General features: G+C 59.2%; 13 protein-coding genes. 7 read left to right on the forward strand and 6 right to left on the reverse strand.

What is annotated here, in order from left to right; translation table 11 throughout:
- Positions 1-48 precede the first annotated feature (48 nt).
- The 3 genes from LA321_RS15645 to ppnP form a co-directional block, all read right to left on the reverse strand.
- Positions 49-1,419, reverse strand: a complete 1,371-nt coding sequence (locus tag LA321_RS15645; protein ID WP_042026072.1) for an L-serine ammonia-lyase — start codon at positions 1,417-1,419, stop codon at positions 49-51.
- Between the two features lie 273 nt (positions 1,420-1,692).
- Positions 1,693-3,078 carry an L-serine ammonia-lyase gene (locus LA321_RS15650; protein WP_042026074.1) on the reverse strand — a complete coding sequence of 462 codons (1,386 nt, stop codon included), beginning with the start codon at positions 3,076-3,078 and terminating at the stop codon, positions 1,693-1,695.
- A gap of 150 nt (positions 3,079-3,228) precedes the next feature.
- The gene (ppnP, locus tag LA321_RS15655; RefSeq protein ID WP_042026075.1) at positions 3,229-3,513 is read right to left on the reverse strand and encodes a pyrimidine/purine nucleoside phosphorylase; all 285 of its coding nucleotides are present in this window, start codon (positions 3,511-3,513) and stop codon (positions 3,229-3,231) included.
- Between the two features lie 271 nt (positions 3,514-3,784).
- Between ppnP and LA321_RS15660 the strand changes: the two genes are divergently transcribed.
- Positions 3,785-5,026: a dicarboxylate/amino acid:cation symporter gene (locus LA321_RS15660; RefSeq protein WP_042026077.1), complete on the forward strand. Its 1,242-nt coding sequence runs from the start codon at positions 3,785-3,787 to the stop codon at positions 5,024-5,026.
- Between the two features lie 1,434 nt (positions 5,027-6,460).
- Here LA321_RS15660 and pfkA read toward each other — a convergent pair.
- The 3 genes from pfkA to elyC form a co-directional block, all read right to left on the reverse strand.
- Positions 6,461-7,432, reverse strand: a complete 972-nt coding sequence (gene pfkA / locus LA321_RS15665; protein WP_026457843.1) for a 6-phosphofructokinase — start codon at positions 7,430-7,432, stop codon at positions 6,461-6,463.
- A gap of 147 nt (positions 7,433-7,579) precedes the next feature.
- Positions 7,580-8,335 carry a triose-phosphate isomerase gene (gene tpiA, locus LA321_RS15670; RefSeq protein ID WP_026457842.1) on the reverse strand — a complete coding sequence of 252 codons (756 nt, stop codon included), beginning with the start codon at positions 8,333-8,335 and terminating at the stop codon, positions 7,580-7,582.
- A gap of 135 nt (positions 8,336-8,470) precedes the next feature.
- A complete protein-coding gene (elyC, locus tag LA321_RS15675) occupies positions 8,471-9,256 on the reverse strand; it encodes an envelope biogenesis factor ElyC (protein WP_082043333.1) in 786 nt (261 codons plus the stop codon).
- A gap of 84 nt (positions 9,257-9,340) precedes the next feature.
- Between elyC and cmoM the strand changes: the two genes are divergently transcribed.
- The 6 genes from cmoM to LA321_RS15705 all read left to right on the forward strand — a co-directional run bounded on the left by cmoM (position 9,341) and on the right by LA321_RS15705 (position 17,967).
- The gene (gene cmoM / locus LA321_RS15680) at positions 9,341-10,117 is read left to right on the forward strand and encodes a tRNA uridine 5-oxyacetic acid(34) methyltransferase CmoM (RefSeq protein WP_042069245.1); all 777 of its coding nucleotides are present in this window, start codon (positions 9,341-9,343) and stop codon (positions 10,115-10,117) included.
- Positions 10,118-10,301: 184 nt separating this feature from the next.
- On the forward strand, positions 10,302-11,636 hold the full coding sequence (mukF, locus tag LA321_RS15685) for a chromosome partition protein MukF (RefSeq protein WP_042069246.1): 1,335 nt from the start codon (positions 10,302-10,304) through the stop codon (positions 11,634-11,636).
- Positions 11,617-12,336, forward strand: coding sequence for a chromosome partition protein MukE (gene mukE / locus LA321_RS15690; RefSeq protein ID WP_026457138.1), 720 nt, complete (start codon positions 11,617-11,619; stop codon positions 12,334-12,336). Before mukF ends, mukE begins: the two co-directional genes overlap by 20 nt.
- Positions 12,337-12,339: 3 nt before the next feature.
- A complete protein-coding gene (mukB, locus tag LA321_RS15695; RefSeq protein WP_042069248.1) occupies positions 12,340-16,767 on the forward strand; it encodes a chromosome partition protein MukB in 4,428 nt (1,475 codons plus the stop codon).
- A 166-nt stretch (positions 16,768-16,933) separates the two neighbouring features.
- The gene (locus LA321_RS15700) at positions 16,934-17,323 is read left to right on the forward strand and encodes a septal ring lytic transglycosylase RlpA family protein (protein WP_042069249.1); all 390 of its coding nucleotides are present in this window, start codon (positions 16,934-16,936) and stop codon (positions 17,321-17,323) included.
- Positions 17,324-17,520: 197 nt separating this feature from the next.
- Positions 17,521-17,967 (forward strand): GNAT family N-acetyltransferase, encoded by a 447-nt coding sequence (locus tag LA321_RS15705; RefSeq protein ID WP_042069251.1) that lies wholly within the window; start codon positions 17,521-17,523, stop codon positions 17,965-17,967.
- Positions 17,968-18,054: the final 87 nt, after the last annotated feature.

Genomic DNA, 18,054 nt, shown 5'->3' on the forward strand with positions numbered 1-18,054 from the left:
GGCAATAAAAAAGGCGGGATAACCCGCCTTTTTTATATTCTGGACTGCTTATTCGCAAGCAACCTGCATCACCTTGATGGCCAGGCCACCGCGAGAGGTTTCGCGGTACTTGGAGTCCATGTCCTTGCCGGTGATGTACATGGTCTCGATGACCTTGTCCAGGGAGACGCGCGGTTTGGAGGTGCGGCGCAGGGCCATGCGGGAGGCGTTGACCGACTTCATGGCGGCGATGGCGTTGCGCTCGATGCAGGGTACCTGCACCTGGCCGGCCACCGGGTCACAAGTCAGACCCAGATTGTGTTCCATGGCGATCTCGGCCGCTTCACACACGTGCTCCGGGCTACCACCCATCAGCTCGGTCAGACCGGCTGCGGCCATGGAGCAGGAGACGCCCACTTCACCCTGGCAACCCACTTCGGCGCCGGAGATGGAGGCGTTCATCTTGTACAGGATGCCGACGGCACCGGCTGCCAGGAAGAAGCGGGTGTAGTCGTCGCGGCCAACCGGCTGGATGAACTTGTCGTAATAGGCCAGCACGGCGGGGATGATGCCGGCGGCGCCGTTGGTCGGTGCAGTCACCACACGACCACCGGCCGCGTTCTCTTCGCTCACCGCCAGGGCAAACATGTTGACCCAGTCGACGATACCCATGGGATCGTTGGAGAGGTTCTCGTTGGTGCTCAGCTGACGGAACAGGGGAGCGGCACGACGGGGCACGCGCAGCGGACCGGAGAGCACGCCCTCGGTGCGGCAGCCGCGATCGATGGCTTCACGCATGGTGTTCCAGATCTTGCCGAACTTCTTGTAGATCTCTTCCGGGGTGTTGAAGCACTTCTCGTTCTCCATCATCAGGGAGGAGATGGAGAGACCGGTCTGGCTGCAGTGGGCAACCAGTTCGGCGGCACTCTTGAACGGGTAACGCACGGCCATGTCGCCGCTGTCGGCCTTGCCGAAGTTCTCCTCGTCGACGATAAAGCCGCCGCCGATGGAGTAATAAGTCTTGCTGTAGATGACGTCGTCTTCGATGAAGGCGGTCAGCTTCATGCCGTTTTCGTGCAGGGGCAGGGCTTCATCGTGGAACACCATGGCATCGCGCGGGAAGCTGACGGTGTGGCAGTGCAGACCGATGGGCAGACGCTCGGTCTGCTCGACACGGGAGATGAACTCGGGGATAGCGTCGATATCAACGTTCTCCGGCAGGTTGCCGGCCAGACCCATGATGATGGCAGTGTCGGTGTGGTGGCCCTTGCCGGTCCAGGAGAGAGAGCCGTAGACGTCGACCTTGATCCGGGTGATATCGCGGATCTTGCCGCCTGCGCGAAGCTCGTCAACAAACTGTTTGGCAGCCTTCATCGGGCCAACAGTGTGGGAAGAGGAGGGGCCTACACCGATTTTGAAGATATCAAAAACGCTGATCATGTCACTATTACCTCAGGGTAGAAGGGGGCGGCATGCCCACTCACTTGAATTGGGGAGATCCATGGTGCGCACAGATTGCGCGGGTCATTGAACCAGATAACCGCAGTGTAACGGTTCAAAGCCTAAAAAAAGTTGAAATAGATCTATTTTTGTTGAATCTGAGGCGCGAGTATAAAATTTATTTTGGTACTTATCCATTTTGTTAAGCCGATAAGCAAAAAAATACCCGGCCAGGCCGGGTAGTTGAGGGCTGAATGAAGCTCGCATCGCTTATTAACATTCTGTAATGTTAACAGCCAGGCCACCACGGGCCGTCTCCTTGTACTTGGTCTTCATGTCGTTGCCGGTTTCCCACATGGTCTTGATCACCTTGTCCAGCGACACCTTGTGCTCACCGGTACCGCGCAGTGCCAGGCGCGCCGCGTTGATCGCCTTGACCGCCCCCATGGCGTTGCGCTCGATGCAGGGGACCTGTACCAGCCCGCCGATGGGATCGCAGGTGAGCCCTAAATTGTGCTCCATGCCGATCTCGGCGGCGTTTTCCACCATGGCGGGGCTGCCACCGAGCAGTTCGGTGAGGGCACCGGCGGCCATGGAGCAGGCGACCCCCACTTCCCCCTGACAGCCCACTTCGGCCCCCGACAGCGACGCGTTCTTCTTATAAAGGATGCCGATGGCGGCGGCGGTGAGGAAGTAGCGCACCAGGATCTCGTCATCCACCTTGTGCACGAAGCGATCATAGTAGTGCAGCACTGCCGGGATGATGCCGGCGGCGCCGTTGGTGGGGGCGGTGACGACCCGGCCGCCCGCCGCGTTCTCTTCATTGACGGCGAGGGCAAACAGGTCCACCCACTCCATCACCATCAGGGGATCCTTGTTGAAGTTGGTCTCGCAGCTGAGCTGGCGAAACAGTCCGGGGGCGCGGCGACGCACCTTGAGTCCGCCCGGCAGCACCCCCTCGCTCTTGCAACCCCGCTCGATGCAGCTTTGCATGGTGTGCCAGATCTTGCGAAGTCCTGCCTTTATCTGTTCGTCGCTGCGAAAGACCCGCTCATTGGCGAGCAGCAGGCCCGAGATGGAGAGGCCGCTCTCCTGGCAGTGGGCGAGCAGTTGGGCTCCGCTGTCAAAGGGATAGGGGATGGGGTGCTCGGCATCGAGACGGGCCGCGTCCTCCTTGGCGGTGGCGAACTGGCTCTCCTCTATGATGAAGCCGCCCCCGACCGAGTAGTAGGTCTGGCTCGACACCATGGCATCGTCGGCGGCAAAGGCGCGCAGGGTCATGCCATTGGTGTGGGCTGGCAGGGTGGTACGCCGGTTGAAGATGATGGCGCCGCTGCGGGGGAAGCGGCTCGGTTGCTCGCCTGCCAGCAGCAGGGTTTGTTCTTGGTCGACCCGGGCTAGCATGGCCGGGATTGCGTCGATGTCGACGGATTCGGGTTCGAATCCCGCGAGTCCCAGAATGATCGCCTTGCCGGTGCCGTGCCCCTTGCCGGTCTGGCCCAAAGAGCCGTAGCACTCCACCTCGACCCGGGTGATGTGGGGTAAATGGCCCTGCAGCTTGAGTTGTTGAACGAAGGCATAGGCTGCACGCATGGGGCCCACCGTGTGGGAAGAGGAGGGGCCGATACCTATGGAAAAAAGATCAAACACGCTGATCATGACATCACTCCGGTGATGGTTTATGTCTGTTTATTCTAGGATTTTTCCCATGGATGAAAAGCGGTGATCTGCTGCGCTGTGACCTGGACAGTGATATGGGAGCCGGTAGGCAAGCCGGGTTGAAGGGGAAACCCCCTTCAACCGGCAGGATCAGGAGAGAAACTCGCAGAGGTAGGCGGTGGGGGTGGCCACTTGCAGCTTGAAGGAGGAGTGGCCCGCGACCACGAAAGAGTGGCCCTGGCTGTAGGTGTGCCACTCCTCTTCACCGGCCAGTTGAATGGTCAGGGCGCCCTTGATCACAGTCATGCGCTCGGGGGCGGCAGTGTTGAACAGGTAATCACCCACGTTCATGACGCCAACAGTGGATTTCTCGTCATTTTGCTCAAAACCGATGGATTTTACATTTCCGTCGAAATATTCGTTAACTTTCAGCATCTTTACATCCTTGTTTATTCGTTGACAGGGTCAAACTAGCACACTCTTTCGCCCGTTGTCATGGCAAGATGCGGGAAAAACCGACAAGACCGTATTGAATCTTTACTTTTTAGCAAAATTATTAATAGCTTCGGTTAACGATTTGCTGATTTAAAACAGCAATTAAATATGAGATAAAGCGCCCAAACAGGGGAATGAGCAGATGCTCATTCCCCTGTTTGGTTAATTGCACTGGGAAAAGTGTGAATTTTGCTACATAAAGGAACAGATTGTGTTAACTAAAGGACTCATTAGAAATATCGGCTTCCAGGTGATGGTTGCCATGGTACTGGGTGTGCTGGCCGGGGTGTTCATGGGTGAACAGGCGGCCATCTTCGCTCCGCTCGGTAGCCTCTTCATCCAGCTGATCAAGATGCTGGTGATCCCCCTGGTGGCGGTGGCCATTCTCTCCGGTGCCGCCAACCTGGGGACCAGCCCGGCGGCCGGCAAAATAGGTGCCGCCACCCTGGGCTTCTTCCTGCTGACTTCTGCTCTGGCCGTCTCCTTGGCGCTGGTGATGGGACAACTCTTCAAGCCCGGCATCGGTGTCGACTTCGGTGCCATGTCCACCCTGTTCAGTGGTGACTACTCCGACAAGGGCGCACTGCCCGATGCGGTGGCCACCGTGCTCGGGATGATCCCGACCAACGTGTTCCAGTCTTTGAACGAGGCCAACATTCTGCAGATCCTGGTGTTCTGCATGTTCCTCGGCATCGCGCTGGCCAAGCAGCCCCGTGAACGGGCCAAGCCGCTGGTCGATGGCCTCAACACCCTGGTGGATGCTTTCGTCTGGATGATCAACAAGGTGATGCTGATTGCTCCCCTGGGGGTCTTCGGCCTGATGGCCGATGCCATCGGTACCTATGGTTTCGATGTGCTGACCCTGGTGCTCAAGCTGTTCCTGGTCTATGTCGGCGCTATCCTGATCTTCGGTTTCGTGGTCTACCCGCTGCTGGTAGCGATCTTCTCCAACACCCCGGTGATGAAGTATCTCTCCGCCATGAAGAAGCCGCAGATCGTGGCCTTCTCCACCGCCTCTTCCATGGCGACCCTGCCGGTCAACATGGAAACCTGCGAGCGGGAGTTGAAGGTGAGCAACGCCACTGCCTCGTTCGTGCTGCCGCTGGGTGCCACCATCAATATGAGCGGTAACGCCATCTATTACGGTCTGGTCGCCATCTTCTTCGCCCAGATCTACAACATCGATCTGAGCGCCGGTGCCTGGGCTGCCATCATTGTGACCTCCACCCTGGGGGCCATTGGTCAGGCCGGCGTGCCGGGCCCGAGCTTCCTGGTGGTGGCCGTGCTGCTGGCGGCCGGCATTCCCATCGAAGGCTTGCCGCTGCTGTTTGCCCTGGATCGCCTGTTCGACATGATCCGTACCGCTCTCAATATCACGGGTGATGCGGCCTGTGCAGTCATCGTCGACCGCTTCAGCCCGGAATATGACCCGCAGCGCTGGAACAAGGCGTAACGGCGCCATCTGCCAGCCTGATTGCATAGCTTGAAAGACAAAGCCCCCACCTTGCGGTGGGGGCTTTTTTGATCCCAGCTGGCAGGCAAAAGTTCATTCAGACGAGGTGAGCGAGCTCGGTCAGGCCAGGGGAGGGAAATTCAGATTGGGGGGGCAGGCCGCGGGGGGATGGCAGCGCTCATGGTTATTCAGGATTGAAGATGACGTGAGTAAATAACGGGCAGCAAAAAGGGGAGTCATGCTCCCCCGGATATGATTGGACACTTCGTCCTGCTGTCCTGTCACCCTGGCGGTGAAAAAAACGACGCCAAGATGATGAAATCATATTTAAGTGGCTTGTGATGGCATCAAGGCTGAAAAATGCCTGTTAGTGGCGATTTATCAGGCTTGGCTGACACAAGCGGTCCGGATTGATGTCTCCCTATCCGGCTCAGAACTGTGACAGTGAGGGCAGAGAGACAGCAACCAGGGTGAAAAAGACGGTGAATACCGCAGTCACAACAAATTCTTTCATTTTTTTCTCCCCAAGTCGTTGATTGATGATGTCAAGATACCATACGCCAGCCTTAAAACAAGGGTTAAATTTGAGAAAATGATGTCTTTTGTCGTCTGTGACGATGAAGGCTGTATTTTTACAATATGGAGCTCGTTTAATGGGCATGGTGATAGTTGGGGAACACTTGACTTATTTGATGATATTTAATTCTTTTAAATTCATGAAGTTACGTGTTCATTTATCCTTCTTTTTTGTGGGTTTTATATGATTCCTATTCGTTAAATGGCACTTATCTGACTGAAAAGGAGTGCTTTTGGTTGACTAAAAGTGCGTATGAACTGGATTTGACAGGGTGTGACATGGATATCTCATCCACTGGATATCACCGAGCGTCATTTCACGGTCAGGCCTTGTCATATCAGGCTTCTATTCGCAGTGAACTGCATCCGAATTTGCAGAAAAGGGCCCGTTTTCAGGTGCGTTGACCGCATAACAGAGGCTGCGGAGGTGTATGTGTGCATTTTATCGCCACCAATATAGTGGCGCGACCGGTTAGCCTGTCTAGTGTGTCAGGGCAAGTCGCTGGTAGTGACGAATTGGCACGGGAGGCCAGGCTCGAATGCGCTTGCCTTACATTACTCGGCTTGAGGTCGGTATAAGCAAGGTGGGCGTCTTGGCTGTCGTGCACAGCGGTACGCAAGAGAGCAGGGGGAGACAAGGCTGGTCGATGGCGACCGCGTTTTTGTTGAGTCACGAATGTTGAGCCGCGAGCCTGACAGGTACAAGCGCCTGGCGCTTTGCGTTTCTCCTGAGCAGAGGCAGGCACAAGCTGTTCTGGATAAGAGCTCTGGCGCAATGGGGTTGGCCATCAGGACGAAATAAAAAAACCCTCCGGGTGGAGGGTTTTCATCAGACTGGCCTGTTTGGGCTGATATGCCTTAGAACAGGGTGGTGGAGAGGTTGTAGAGCTCCTGATCGAAGGGGCGCTTCATGTTCTCGATACAGTCGATGATGTCGTGGTGAACCAGTTCGTTGCGCTGGATACCGACGCAGCGGCCACCGTGGCCGGCCAGCAGCTGTTCGACGGCATAGGCGCCCATACGGCTGGACATGATGCGGTCACGGGCCGTCGGGGCACCGCCACGCTGGATGTGGCCCAAAATGGTGGCGCGGGTTTCGCGGCCGGTCATGGCTTCGATATCCTTGGCCAGTGCATTCACGTCGGTAACGTGTTCACAGATGGTGATGATGGCGTGCTTCTTGCCTTTGACTTCACCTTCCTTGATCTGTTGCAGCAGCTTCTCTTTGTCGAAGGCCACTTCCGGCACGATCACGTATTCGGCACCACCGGCAACGGCGGCAGACATGGCCAGATCGCCACAGTGGCGGCCCATGATCTCGACCACGGAGATGCGGTGGTGGGAGCTGCAGGTGTCGCGCAGACGGTCGATGGCGTCTACGACCACGTTCAGGGCAGTATCAAAACCGATGGTGAAATCGGTGCCGGCGATATCGTTGTCGATGGTGCCCGGCAGGCCGATGCAGGGGAAACCCTCTTCGGTCAGCTTCTTGGCACCCATGTAGGAGCCGTCACCGCCTATCACCACCAGAGCGTCGATGCCGTGCTTTTTCAGGTTCTCGATCGCTTCGGCGCGAACGGCCGGATCTTTGAAGGCGGGGAAACGGGCAGAACCCAGGAAAGTACCACCACGGTTCACCACGTCGGAGACGCTGTGGCGCTCCAGCTTGACGATGCGATCCTGGTGCAGACCGAGATAGCCATCATAGATGCCGTACACTTCCAGGCCATGATGCAGGCCGGCGCGCACCACGGCGCGGATGGCTGCGTTCATACCCGGCGCGTCGCCACCACTGGTCAGAACACCAATACGTTTGATTTGTTTGGTCATGAGTGCCTCTGGATCTGAGTTGTCAAATACGAATGTTTGGAAATAGACAAGCCATTTTTACTATATCGGCTTTCGTATGGGATGCGGGGGCCACCATAGGAAAAGCGATACGCAGGAGGGGGCAAGCGCCCCCTCCATGGCAGCCGATTACTTGGCCGCGCCAGCGATGATCTGGGAGAAGTCGTCCACTTTCAGGGACGCGCCACCCACCAGGCCACCGTCGATGTCCGGCTGACCGAACAGGTCGGCCGCGGTTGCGCCAGTCACGGAACCACCGTACAGGATCTGTACCTTGGCAGCCACGTCCGCGTCAAAACCGGCCAGGTACTGACGGATGTGGGCATGCACGGCCTGGGCGATTTCCGGGGTGGCAGTCTTGCCGGTGCCGATGGCCCATACCGGCTCGTAAGCGATGACGGCGTTGGCGAAGGAGGCGATACCGCAGCGGTCGATAACGGCCTTCAGCTGGGTCTCAACCACCTGGTTGGTGGTGCCGGCCTCGAACTGGGCCAGGGTCTCACCGATGCACAGAACCGGTACCAGACCGCCTTTCTGGATGGCTTCGTACTTGGCAGCAACCACGTCGTCGGTCTCTGCGTGCAGGGTGCGACGCTCGCTGTGGCCGACCAGGGAGTAGGTGCAACCGAAGGCTTTGAGCATGGAGGGGGCGTTTTCGCCGGTGAAGGCACCAGACTCGTGCACGTCAGCGTTCTGGGCACCGTAGGCAATCTTGGTGCCGGCAGTCAGCTGTTCAACCATACCCAAAAAGATAACAGGGGGGCAGACGGCGACTTGAACAGAAGGATGAGCGGCAGCCGCCGGGGTCAGTCCTTTGATCAGTGCTTCTACGGAAGCCTTGGTGCCGTTCAGTTTCCAGTTACCCATTACCAGGTGCTGTCTCATCTTCTATATCTCCTAGGCATTTGATTGCGCGACATTATATGAATTGAACCGAGCCCAAGATAGCTGACCCGGCGGCAAATGACGTAATTTTTTTTCGCTTTCCTGATCCAAATCAGGAATGAAACGCTTGATCGCTCATTCGTTAACCTGCCCCCGCAAGCGTGCCCACCATACCCCAATCCATTCGTGAATGGCAGCCTCGGAATACATCAGGTAACGCCCCTTGGGCAGATAACTATAGAGAGGCTGGGGCTCCTGGCTCTGCTTGGCGGTGTAATCGGTGGGGGCCGGCACGGCATTGAGTCCCTGTCCCCGATAGAGGGCCATGGCGCGGGGAAGATGGGTGGCTGAACTCACCAGTGCGACCCGTTTTCCCTTGAGATGGCGGCTGATACTGACTGCTTCATCATGAGTGTCTTTGTTGTTTTCAAACAACGTGATCCGTGTACGCGGTATGCCGAGGCTCTGTGCCATGCGGGCATTGACCTCGGCGTTCGACAGGGGATCCCCCGACACGTAACCGGAGAAGATAAGCTCGGCATCGGGATAGGCCTGGGCCAGGCGCACCCCTTCCAGAGTGCGGGCCAGGGCAATGTTGTTCTGCCAGGAACGCTCGGGCACCGCCGGATCGCTGACATGGCCGTTGCCCAGTACCACGATGGCCTGGATATCCGGATGCTGGCTCACCTCGAAGGGAGGGAAGGTCTGCTCCAGTGGGCGGGCCAGCTCATAGCTTATCGGGCGCGTGCCCATCAGGGCGACGATGAGCAGGGAGAGGGTTGCCAGCAGCTTGCCGGTTTTCTGAAAGCGTGTGAACCAGAGCAGCAGCAGGGCCAGCAGCAACAAGGAGAGAGAAAAGGGGAGCGGCATCAGCAGCTGGCCAAGCCACTTCTTGATGGCAAAAAAGTTGAGCGCAAACACGGCACTATCGTCCTTGAGTTTTCAGCAAATTCGGGATGTGACAGAATACCTTCCTTTTTTTGTATGGCCAGAGTTGAGTTTCTCTTGAAGCAAGATCAGAGTTTTGACGGTCGCGCCGACAAGTTCGCCCGCAATATTTATGACTCCACCAAGGGGCGCATTCGTACCACCATCGTCTGGAGCGACATCGAGGCCTGCCTGGCCCGCCTTGGCAACCGGCCCCTGCGCATCCTGGATGCGGGGGGGGGATTTGGCTACTTTGCCCAGAAGCTGGCGGCCATGGGCCATCAGGTGGAATTGTGCGATCTCTCCGCCGAAATGCTGGCACTGGCCCGGACCCAGATCGCCGAGAAGGGGCTGGAAGACAATATTCGTCTCATTCATTGCCCCATTCAGGATCTGAAGCAACATGTGACCGGTACCTTTGATCTGGTACTCTGCCACGCCGTGCTGGAGTGGCTTGCCGAGCCACGCCAGACCCTGTTAGGTCTGTTTCCTTTCGTCAATGCCGGGGGCATACTGTCGCTGCTTTTTTACAACCGCCATGGTCTCCTGTTCCAGAGCCTGGTGGTGGGCAACTTTGACTATGTGCGCCTGGGTTTGCGCAAGAAGCGCCAGACTGCCCTGACCCCCACCAATCCCCAGCTGCCGGAGCAGGTCTATGACTGGATAGGGCGGGGGGGCTTGCGGATCATCGGCAAGACCGGGGTGCGGGTCATTCACGACTACATGCGCCACAAGCAGGATCAGGTGGAAAAATTCGACGATCTGCTGGCCATGGAGCAGCAATATTGCCGCCAGGAACCGTTCGTCGCCCTGGGGCGCTATATCCACGTGATGGCGCAAAAGCCCGCCAGCTGATAGACGCTCCTGTTTTTATCAGTGGGGATGCTGCCAAAGGCAGCTGCAAACGGGTTGCCGCTTGCATTTGATAGCACGACGAGATGGCCGGATTGTTCTGATAAGGCCATCCAATGGATAACAACGAGATGGCCGGATTGTTCTGATAAGGCCATCCAATGGATAACAACGAGATGACAACGTCATGATGAGTACATCCCGTACCCTGCCCGAGCGTTCTTTGCCGGAGATAGTAGGGTGGGTCAGGCAGGAGGGGTTGGCGCTAAACCTGCCCACCGACCGGCTGGCCTTTCTGATTGCAATCAAGACCCTGTCCGAAGATGAGTCGGATCTGTCGGAGGCGGCGTTGCACGACGCCTTTGGCTACGTCAGCAGTGCTTTTGGCCAGATGGACGAGACCCTCACCGGCCGCGCCAACAACGCCATCAACGATCTCATTCGCCAGCAGTTGCTGTCGCGCTTCAACACCGACATGGTGGCGGGAGAGAGCCTCTACCGCCTGTCGCGCCTTGGCATGAGCATCGTCGATTTCTTCCTGGATCAGCGCCAGGTCGACTCCATCAAGCTCTCCATTTTGCTCGAGCACCTGGCGGCCGAGCTCGATACCGCCCGCAAGGCCGCGCTCGAGACCAACACCCGCGAGCAGTGGGATGCGGAGGTGCTGCCGCGCCTCACCTTTTCCCTGGAAGAGACCCTGGGGCGCATCGATCTGACCCAGCGCGCCATGGATGAGCAGCAGAATCAGGTCAAAAACGAGATCGCGGCCCTGCTGACCCAGAACTGGGTCGATGCCATTCATAGTTGCGAGAAGCTGCTGCACGAGACCGGCCAGACCCTGCGCGAGTTGCAGGATACCTTGGACGCCGCCGGCCACCGCCTGCAGGCGGGGCTGCTCAACATTCAGGAAGCCGCGCAGGGGCGCGAGGATCTGTTCCACGTCGAGGAGCTGACGCACGCTCTGCAGGGGCGTCTTGACGTCATCACCAGCTGGGGCCAGCAGTGTATCGAGCTGTGGGCCCGCTATGACAGACACGTCCATAAGTTCATTCGCAACGCCATCGACATGGACAAGAACCGCGCCTTCAGCCAGCGGCTGCGCGAGTCCATCCGCAATTTCGATCAGCACAACTGGCAGCTGCGGGTAGCCGAAGAGCCCCGTCTGCTGGAGCTGCGCGACGAGACCATCGCCATCCACGACGAGGAGGTGACCGGCGAGGTGCCCCTCGAGATGGAGTACATGGAGATGGTGGACATCAACCAGGAGCTGGCCGAGCGTATCGAGCGCTACCTGGCCCGCTATCCCGAGCAGGGTCAGCAGCTGGATCTCGCCGACGTGCTGCGGGAATACCTGCTGGACTACCCGGCCCACGCCCACTTCGACGTGGCGCGTCTTCTGATTGACCAGGCCGTGCGCCTGGGCCATGCCAGCGGCGAGCGCGAACTGCATCGCCAACCTGCATGGAAACCCATTAACCAAGCTGGATCCAAGGTTCAGGCCTATGTCATTGATCAATACTGAGTTTCCCTTGCCGCTGCGGCTCGCAGAGGCCATTGCCAACCCCTTGTTTCCGCGCATCGATACCGCCTTGCGCTCCGGTCGTCACATCAGTGCCGACGAGTTCGAACAGCACTCGGCACTGGTGGAGTATCACCAGGAGCTGGAGATCTTCTACGGCCGCTATCAGGTCGAACTCATCAAGGCGCCGGAAGGCTTTTTCTACCTGCGCCCGCGCCCCAGTGCCGACATCGGCACCACAGTGCTCTCCGAGCTCGATATGCTGGTGGGCAAGGTACTCTGCTACCTCTACCTGAGCCCGGATCGGCTCGCCTCGGAAGGGGTGTTCGCCATGGGCGAGCTGCAGGAGGAGGTGTTGAGCCTGGCCGACGAGAAGCAGCTGCTGCGGATGGTCAACAGCCGCTCCGGTGGCACCGATCTCGACAAGAAGAAACTGCTGGAGAAGATCCGTACCTCCATGCGCCGCCTGCGCCGCCTTGGCATGATCACTGCCCTTGGCAACGGGGATAAATTCCGGGTCAACGAATCGGTGTTCCGCTTCGCCGCCGATGTGCGCTCCGATGAGGATCCCCGCGCGGTGCAGCTGCGGATGATCCAGGAAGGGGAGGCCATCTTCCACGACGACGAAATGCCGAGCAGCGACTCGCTGTTTGACGATATCGAGGCGGACCTCGATGAAGAACAACTGGATCTGGAGGTATAAAAGGTGCGAGGCAAGTTCAAATCCCTGACCATGGTCAACTGGAACGGCTTCTTCGCCCGGACCTTCGATCTCGACCAGCTGGTCACTACCCTCTCCGGCGGCAACGGCGCGGGCAAGTCCACCACCATGGCGGCCTTTATCGCAGCCCTCATTCCCGATCAGTCTCTGCTCCATTTTCGCAACACCACGGAGGCGGGCTCATCCAGCGCCTCCCGTGACAAGGGGCTCTACGGCAAGCTGCAGCGCGGCCACTGCTATTCGCTGCTGGAGGTGATGAACAGTCGCGAGCAGCGGATCTGGGTCGGCGTGCACCTGGAGCAGGTGGCCAACCGTGACAACAAGGTCAATATCACCCCGTTTGCGCTGGTGGATGTGCCGGACAATCTGGCGCCCACCGATCTGCTGCTGGAGAAACTCGAGGACGGCAAGGGCCGGGTACGTGCCTTCGCCGATCTGAAAGGGGCGGCGGCGGAGCTTGGCGCCATCAAGGTCGCCAAGTTCAATACGGTGACCGACTATCACAACTTCATGTTCGAGTTCGGCATCACGCCGAAGAAGTTGCGTGATCAGAAGGATCGCGGCAAGTTCTATCGCCTGATCGAAGCCTCTCTCTACGGTGGTATTTCGTCTTCTATCAGCCGGTCGCTCCGCGAATACCTGCTGCCGGAAAACTCCGGCGTACGCAAGGCGTTCCAGGACATGGAGGCGGCCATCTACGAGAACCGCCGCACCCTTGAGGCTATTAAAGAGACTCAGGGTCAGCGGGATCTGTTCAAGAACCTGATCACCGAGACCACTCACTATGTGGCGGCGGATTATGTGCGCAATGCCGCCGAGAAGAGCCGCCTCTCTGATCTGGCCCTCAAGGCCCGGGCCGAGCTTGCGGGCAAACGCCGCCTGCTGGCCGAGGAGAAGCAGCGCGCCATCTATCTGGCCGACGAGGTGGAGCAGCTCACCAACCGCGAGAAGCTCTTGACCGACGAGCTGGAGTCCGCCGCCGAGCACCTGGCCAAGGTGCTGGCCGCCGTGGCACTGCAAAAGAAGATCGAGATGTATCGCGCCGATCTGGCGGATCTCTCTGACAAACTCGAACAGCAACAAGCGGTGGTGGAGGAGATCCACAGCCAGTTGCTGGAGGTGGAAGAGCGCAAGGAGCTGGCCCAGGCAGAGGTAGACAGCCTCAAGACCCAGCTGGCCGACTACCAGCAGGCGCTCGATATCCAGCAGACTCGCGCCATCCAGTACCGTCAGGCGGTGCAGGCCCTTGAAAATGCCCGCGAGCAGTGCGAGCTGCCGGGGCTGACCGCCGAACAGGCGAGCGACACCCTGCACCAGTTCCGCGCCGCCGAGCAGAGCCTCACCAGCCAGGTGCTGGGGGCCGAGCAGCAGCTGGCGCTGGCCAAGGCGGCGGTGGCCGAGCACGAAGCGGCGCTGGCGCTGCTTTTGAACATTGCCCCCGAGACTGCGCGCGAGGCAGCCTGGCCCACCGCTCAGGGGCTGCTCAAGCGCCACATCGAAGACAAGGCCCGCATCGCCCAGGGGCAGGGGCTGCGCGCCGCGCTGGCCCGCCTCGAGAAAGAGAGCGAGAGCCAGCAGGCGCTGCTGCGCTTGCGTGACGAGCTGCAGCAGGCTTCTGGCCAGCTGATCGCGAGCCAGGACGAGCTGGAAATCTTCCTCGAAGCCCAGCGTACCCGTCAGGAGGAGCTGGCCGAGCAACAGGCCGAGGTGAATCAGCGCCGCGCCAGCCTCGAGCATCAGGGCGCCCAGCTCGGCCGCGACATCAGCGAGCTCACCAAGCTGGCCCCGCGCTGGCTGAAATCCTTTGAAAAGCTCGAGCAACTGCGCGAGCAGAGTGGGCTGCCGCTCGCCACCGCCGAGGCGCTTTCGGCCGGCATGCAGAGCGTGCTCGACAAGGAGCGGGAGTTCGAGCAGGAGAGCAACCGCATCGCGGCGCAGAAACAGGCGCTGGAGCTGCAGATCCGCAACCTGCAGCTGGGGGCCGGTGAGGCGGATCCCCGTCTTGCCCGCATCGCCGAGCAGGTGGGGGGCGTGCTGCTCTCCGACGTCTATGACGACATCTCCATCGACGATGCCCCTTACTACTCCGCCCTCTACGGCCCGGCTCGCAGCGCCCTGGTGGTGCTCGACCTGGAAGGCGCCATCGAGCGGCTGAAAAAGCTGGAAGATTGCCCGGAGGATATCTACCTCATTCAGGGCAACCCAGACTCCTTTGACGAGGATCTGGTGGAAGCTGACGAGCTGGGAGACGCCGTGCTGGTGCGCACCAGCAAGCGTCAGGTGCGCTTCTCCCGCTACCCCGAGCTGCCGCTCTTTGGCCGCGCCGCCCGGGAAAAACGCATTGAGCAGCTCGACCTTGAGCGCGAAGAGCTGATCGAGGGCTACGCCAAGGCCGCCTTCGAGCAGCAGAAGTACCACCGCCTCTACGGCCATTTTCGTGACTTTATCGGCCAGCATCTGGATATCGCCTTCCGCCCCGACCCGGAAGCCGAAGTGCAGGCCAAACAGGCCGAACTGCGCACGCTGCAAGAAGCCATCGGCGAGTGCAACAAGCAGCTGGCCGAGGCCAAAGCGGCAGCCGCCCAGCTGACCCGCCATATCCAGCTGGTGCAGGGGATGTTGCCCTTTGCCCACCTGTTTGCCGAGACAGATCTGGCAGCCCGTCTCGAAGCCGCGCAGGCCGATGTGGAGGCCCTTAAAACAGCCGAAGCCTTTATCGCCAAACACGGCAAGTCGCTGGAAAAACTGGAAACCATGGTGCAGGTGCTGCGCCAGGATCCGCAGGATCTCTCTGCCCTACAGGCGGCGTTTGACGAAGCCAACGAATTGCTGGCCGAGCAGAAGCGCCGTTGCTACGCCCTCGATCAGTTGGTGGCTCGCCTGCCGCACTTTGCCTATCAGGACGCGCAAGATCTGCTGGGCAAGGCGTCTGAAATGAGCGAGCGACTCAAAGAGAAGCTCAAGGCGGCCGAGCTGGCGGCCCGCACCGCCGGTGAGCAGCACAAGCAGATTGCCCAGCGTCACACCGAGGCGCTGCAGCTGCGCACCGCCCTCAACTCCAGCGTCGAGGCCAAGCGCCAGACCCTGACCGAGTTCGAGCAGGAGCTGGCGGCCATGGGGCTGACCCTCTCTGACGACATGGAAGAGAAGGCGCGTGCCCACAAGAAAGAGATTGAAGAGCTGCTTATCCGCACCCGCTCCCGTCGCACCAGCGCCGAGGCCCAGTTGCAGGTAACCAAGCGCGAGATCGAATCCCTTGGCGGCCGTCTCAAGCTCGAAGGCAAGGATTACTACAGCGCCCGTAAATCCCTGGTGGGTCACAAGGCGAGCTGGTCGCGGGTGGTGCGGCTGGCGCGGGAGACCGACGTCGAGAAGCGCCTCAACAAGCGCGAGCTGGCGTACCTTGACAGCGACGAGCTGCGCTCCATGTCGGACAAGGCCCTCGGCGCCCTGCGGGTGGCGGTGGCTCACGACGAGGCCCTGCGTGATGCGCTGCGTCTGTCGGAAGGCAACCGCAGCACCGAGCAGAAGGTCGCCTTCTACGTGCAGGTCTACCGTTACCTCAAAGATCGCATCCGCAACGACATCATCCGCTCCGATGATCCGGTGGAGGCGATCGAGGAGATGGAGATCGAGCTGGCCCGTCTTGCCGACGAGCTCAAGCAGCGGGAAACCCATCTGTCGCTCTCCTCCCACGAGGTGGCGGCCAAGATCACCAACATCATCCGCCGCGAGCAGAACCGCATCCGGGTGCTCAACCAGGGCCTGCAGAACATCGCCTTCGGTCTGGTGCGCGGGGTGCGCCTCAACGTCAATATCCGCGAGGCACACACCCGTTTGCTGACGGCGCTGGCCGATCAGACCGCCATGCATAACGACTTGTTCGCCGACAAGGAGCTCAGCTTCTCCGAGGCGATGGCCAAGCTGTTCCAGCGCCTCAACCCGCAAATTGAGCAGGGGGATCGCAGCTATCAGGTGATGGGCGACGTGCTGCTCGACTATCGCAACTACCTGGAGCTGGAGATCGAGGTGCAGCGAGGTGCCGATGGCTGGCTGCGGGCCGAGAGCGGCGCGCTCTCCACCGGCGAGGCGATCGGTACCGGTCAGGCCATCCTGCTGATGGTGCTGATCAGCTGGGAGGAGGAGTCCCGCCGTCTGCGCGGCAAGGACATCGCCCCCTGCCGCCTGTTGTTCCTCGACGAAGCGGCGCGGCTTGATGGCAAATCCATCGCCACCCTGTTCGAGCTGTGCGAGCGGCAGGATATGCAGCTGCTTATCGCGGCGCCGGAGAACATCAGTCCCGAGAAGGGCACCACCTACAAGCTCATCCGCAAGGTGCAAGGCAAGCACGAACACGTGCATGTGGTGGGGCTGCGTGGCTTCGGCTTCGCCGACGACAAGCTTATCGCCTGACAATGCCTGACAAAGGTTGACGGGTGAATAAACAAAACGGGAGGCTTGGCCTCCCGTTTTCTATGGAAAATATGCGAAAGTGGGCGACTCGTGCGCGAAAGCCGCATTTTGGCAACGAAGCGCCAGCCTGCGGGTCGGGTGGCGCCATCAATATCGGGGAGACAGGATGAAGAGGGGAGTGCAAAAAGGGCTGCTGTTATCACTCAGTCTGCTGCTGGCAGCCTGTAGCAGCCAGCCTGATGCCGGTCGTGGCGGCGACTGGCAAGGTTATACCGAGACGGGGCTCGCCTCCTACTACGCCGACCGCTACCACAACAAGCGCACTGCCAGTGGCGAGCGCTATCAAACCAATCTCAACACCGCCGCCCATATGACGCTGCCTTTTGGTTCCATGGTGCGGGTCACCAATCTCGCCAACGGCAGGAGCGTGGTGGTCAAGGTCAATGACAGAGGCGCCTTTAAGCGCGGGCGAATCATCGATCTCTCCCGAGCCGCGTTCAGCGCCATCGGCAATACACGCGCTGGCCTTATCAAGGTAAAGATCGAGGTGATGTAGCGAGTGGCGTGAGCCCAAAATGGTTCCGCTCCCTGCCTTTGACCAACCTGCTCATTTTTCTGTGGAGTTTACTGGCGCCGGTTATGTCAGTTTCGATGGCTCTCGGGTATCGTCCTGATGGACTCGTTCTCTGACTGATAAAGAGGACGGAGTATCCGATACCTATTTTTTGATGTTTCTGGGATGGAGCAGAGTTGATGGAAATTATCAGGGCCGGCATGGATGATCTGGATATCATCAGCCCCTTATTTAACGCATACCGGATCTTTTACGGCCAACAAGAGGATATGACCCTGGCTCGTCATTTTCTGGCTGAACGCCTTTCACAACAGGAGTCCGTGATCTTTTTTGCCAGAGATAAGCAGGGTGCCTGCATCGGTTTTACCCAGCTCTACCCCTCATTTTCATCGGTCGCCGCCAAACGGATATGGATTCTGAACGACCTGTATGTCGCGGCGCAGGCCAGGCGCTTGGGAGTTGCCAAAAAATTGATGGATACGGCAAAGGAGTTTGCCATGGCGACAAACGCCAGGGGGTTGGCCCTGGAAACCGCGAGAGACAATACGATCGCGCAAAGATTGTATGAGTCCCTGGGGTATAGGAAGGAAGATGGGTATCACTATTTCCTGGCGCTCGATAAATAGCCGTTCGCAGGCGTGTAAAACCAAATACGGGGCAGTCTTTCCTCAAGGTGAATGGGGAGGAAAACAGAGCAGGGGATCAGAGATGAG

Origin of the sequence: Aeromonas enteropelogenes, assembly GCF_020097295.1 — a bacterium.
Lineage (GTDB): Bacteria > Pseudomonadota > Gammaproteobacteria > Enterobacterales > Aeromonadaceae > Aeromonas > Aeromonas enteropelogenes.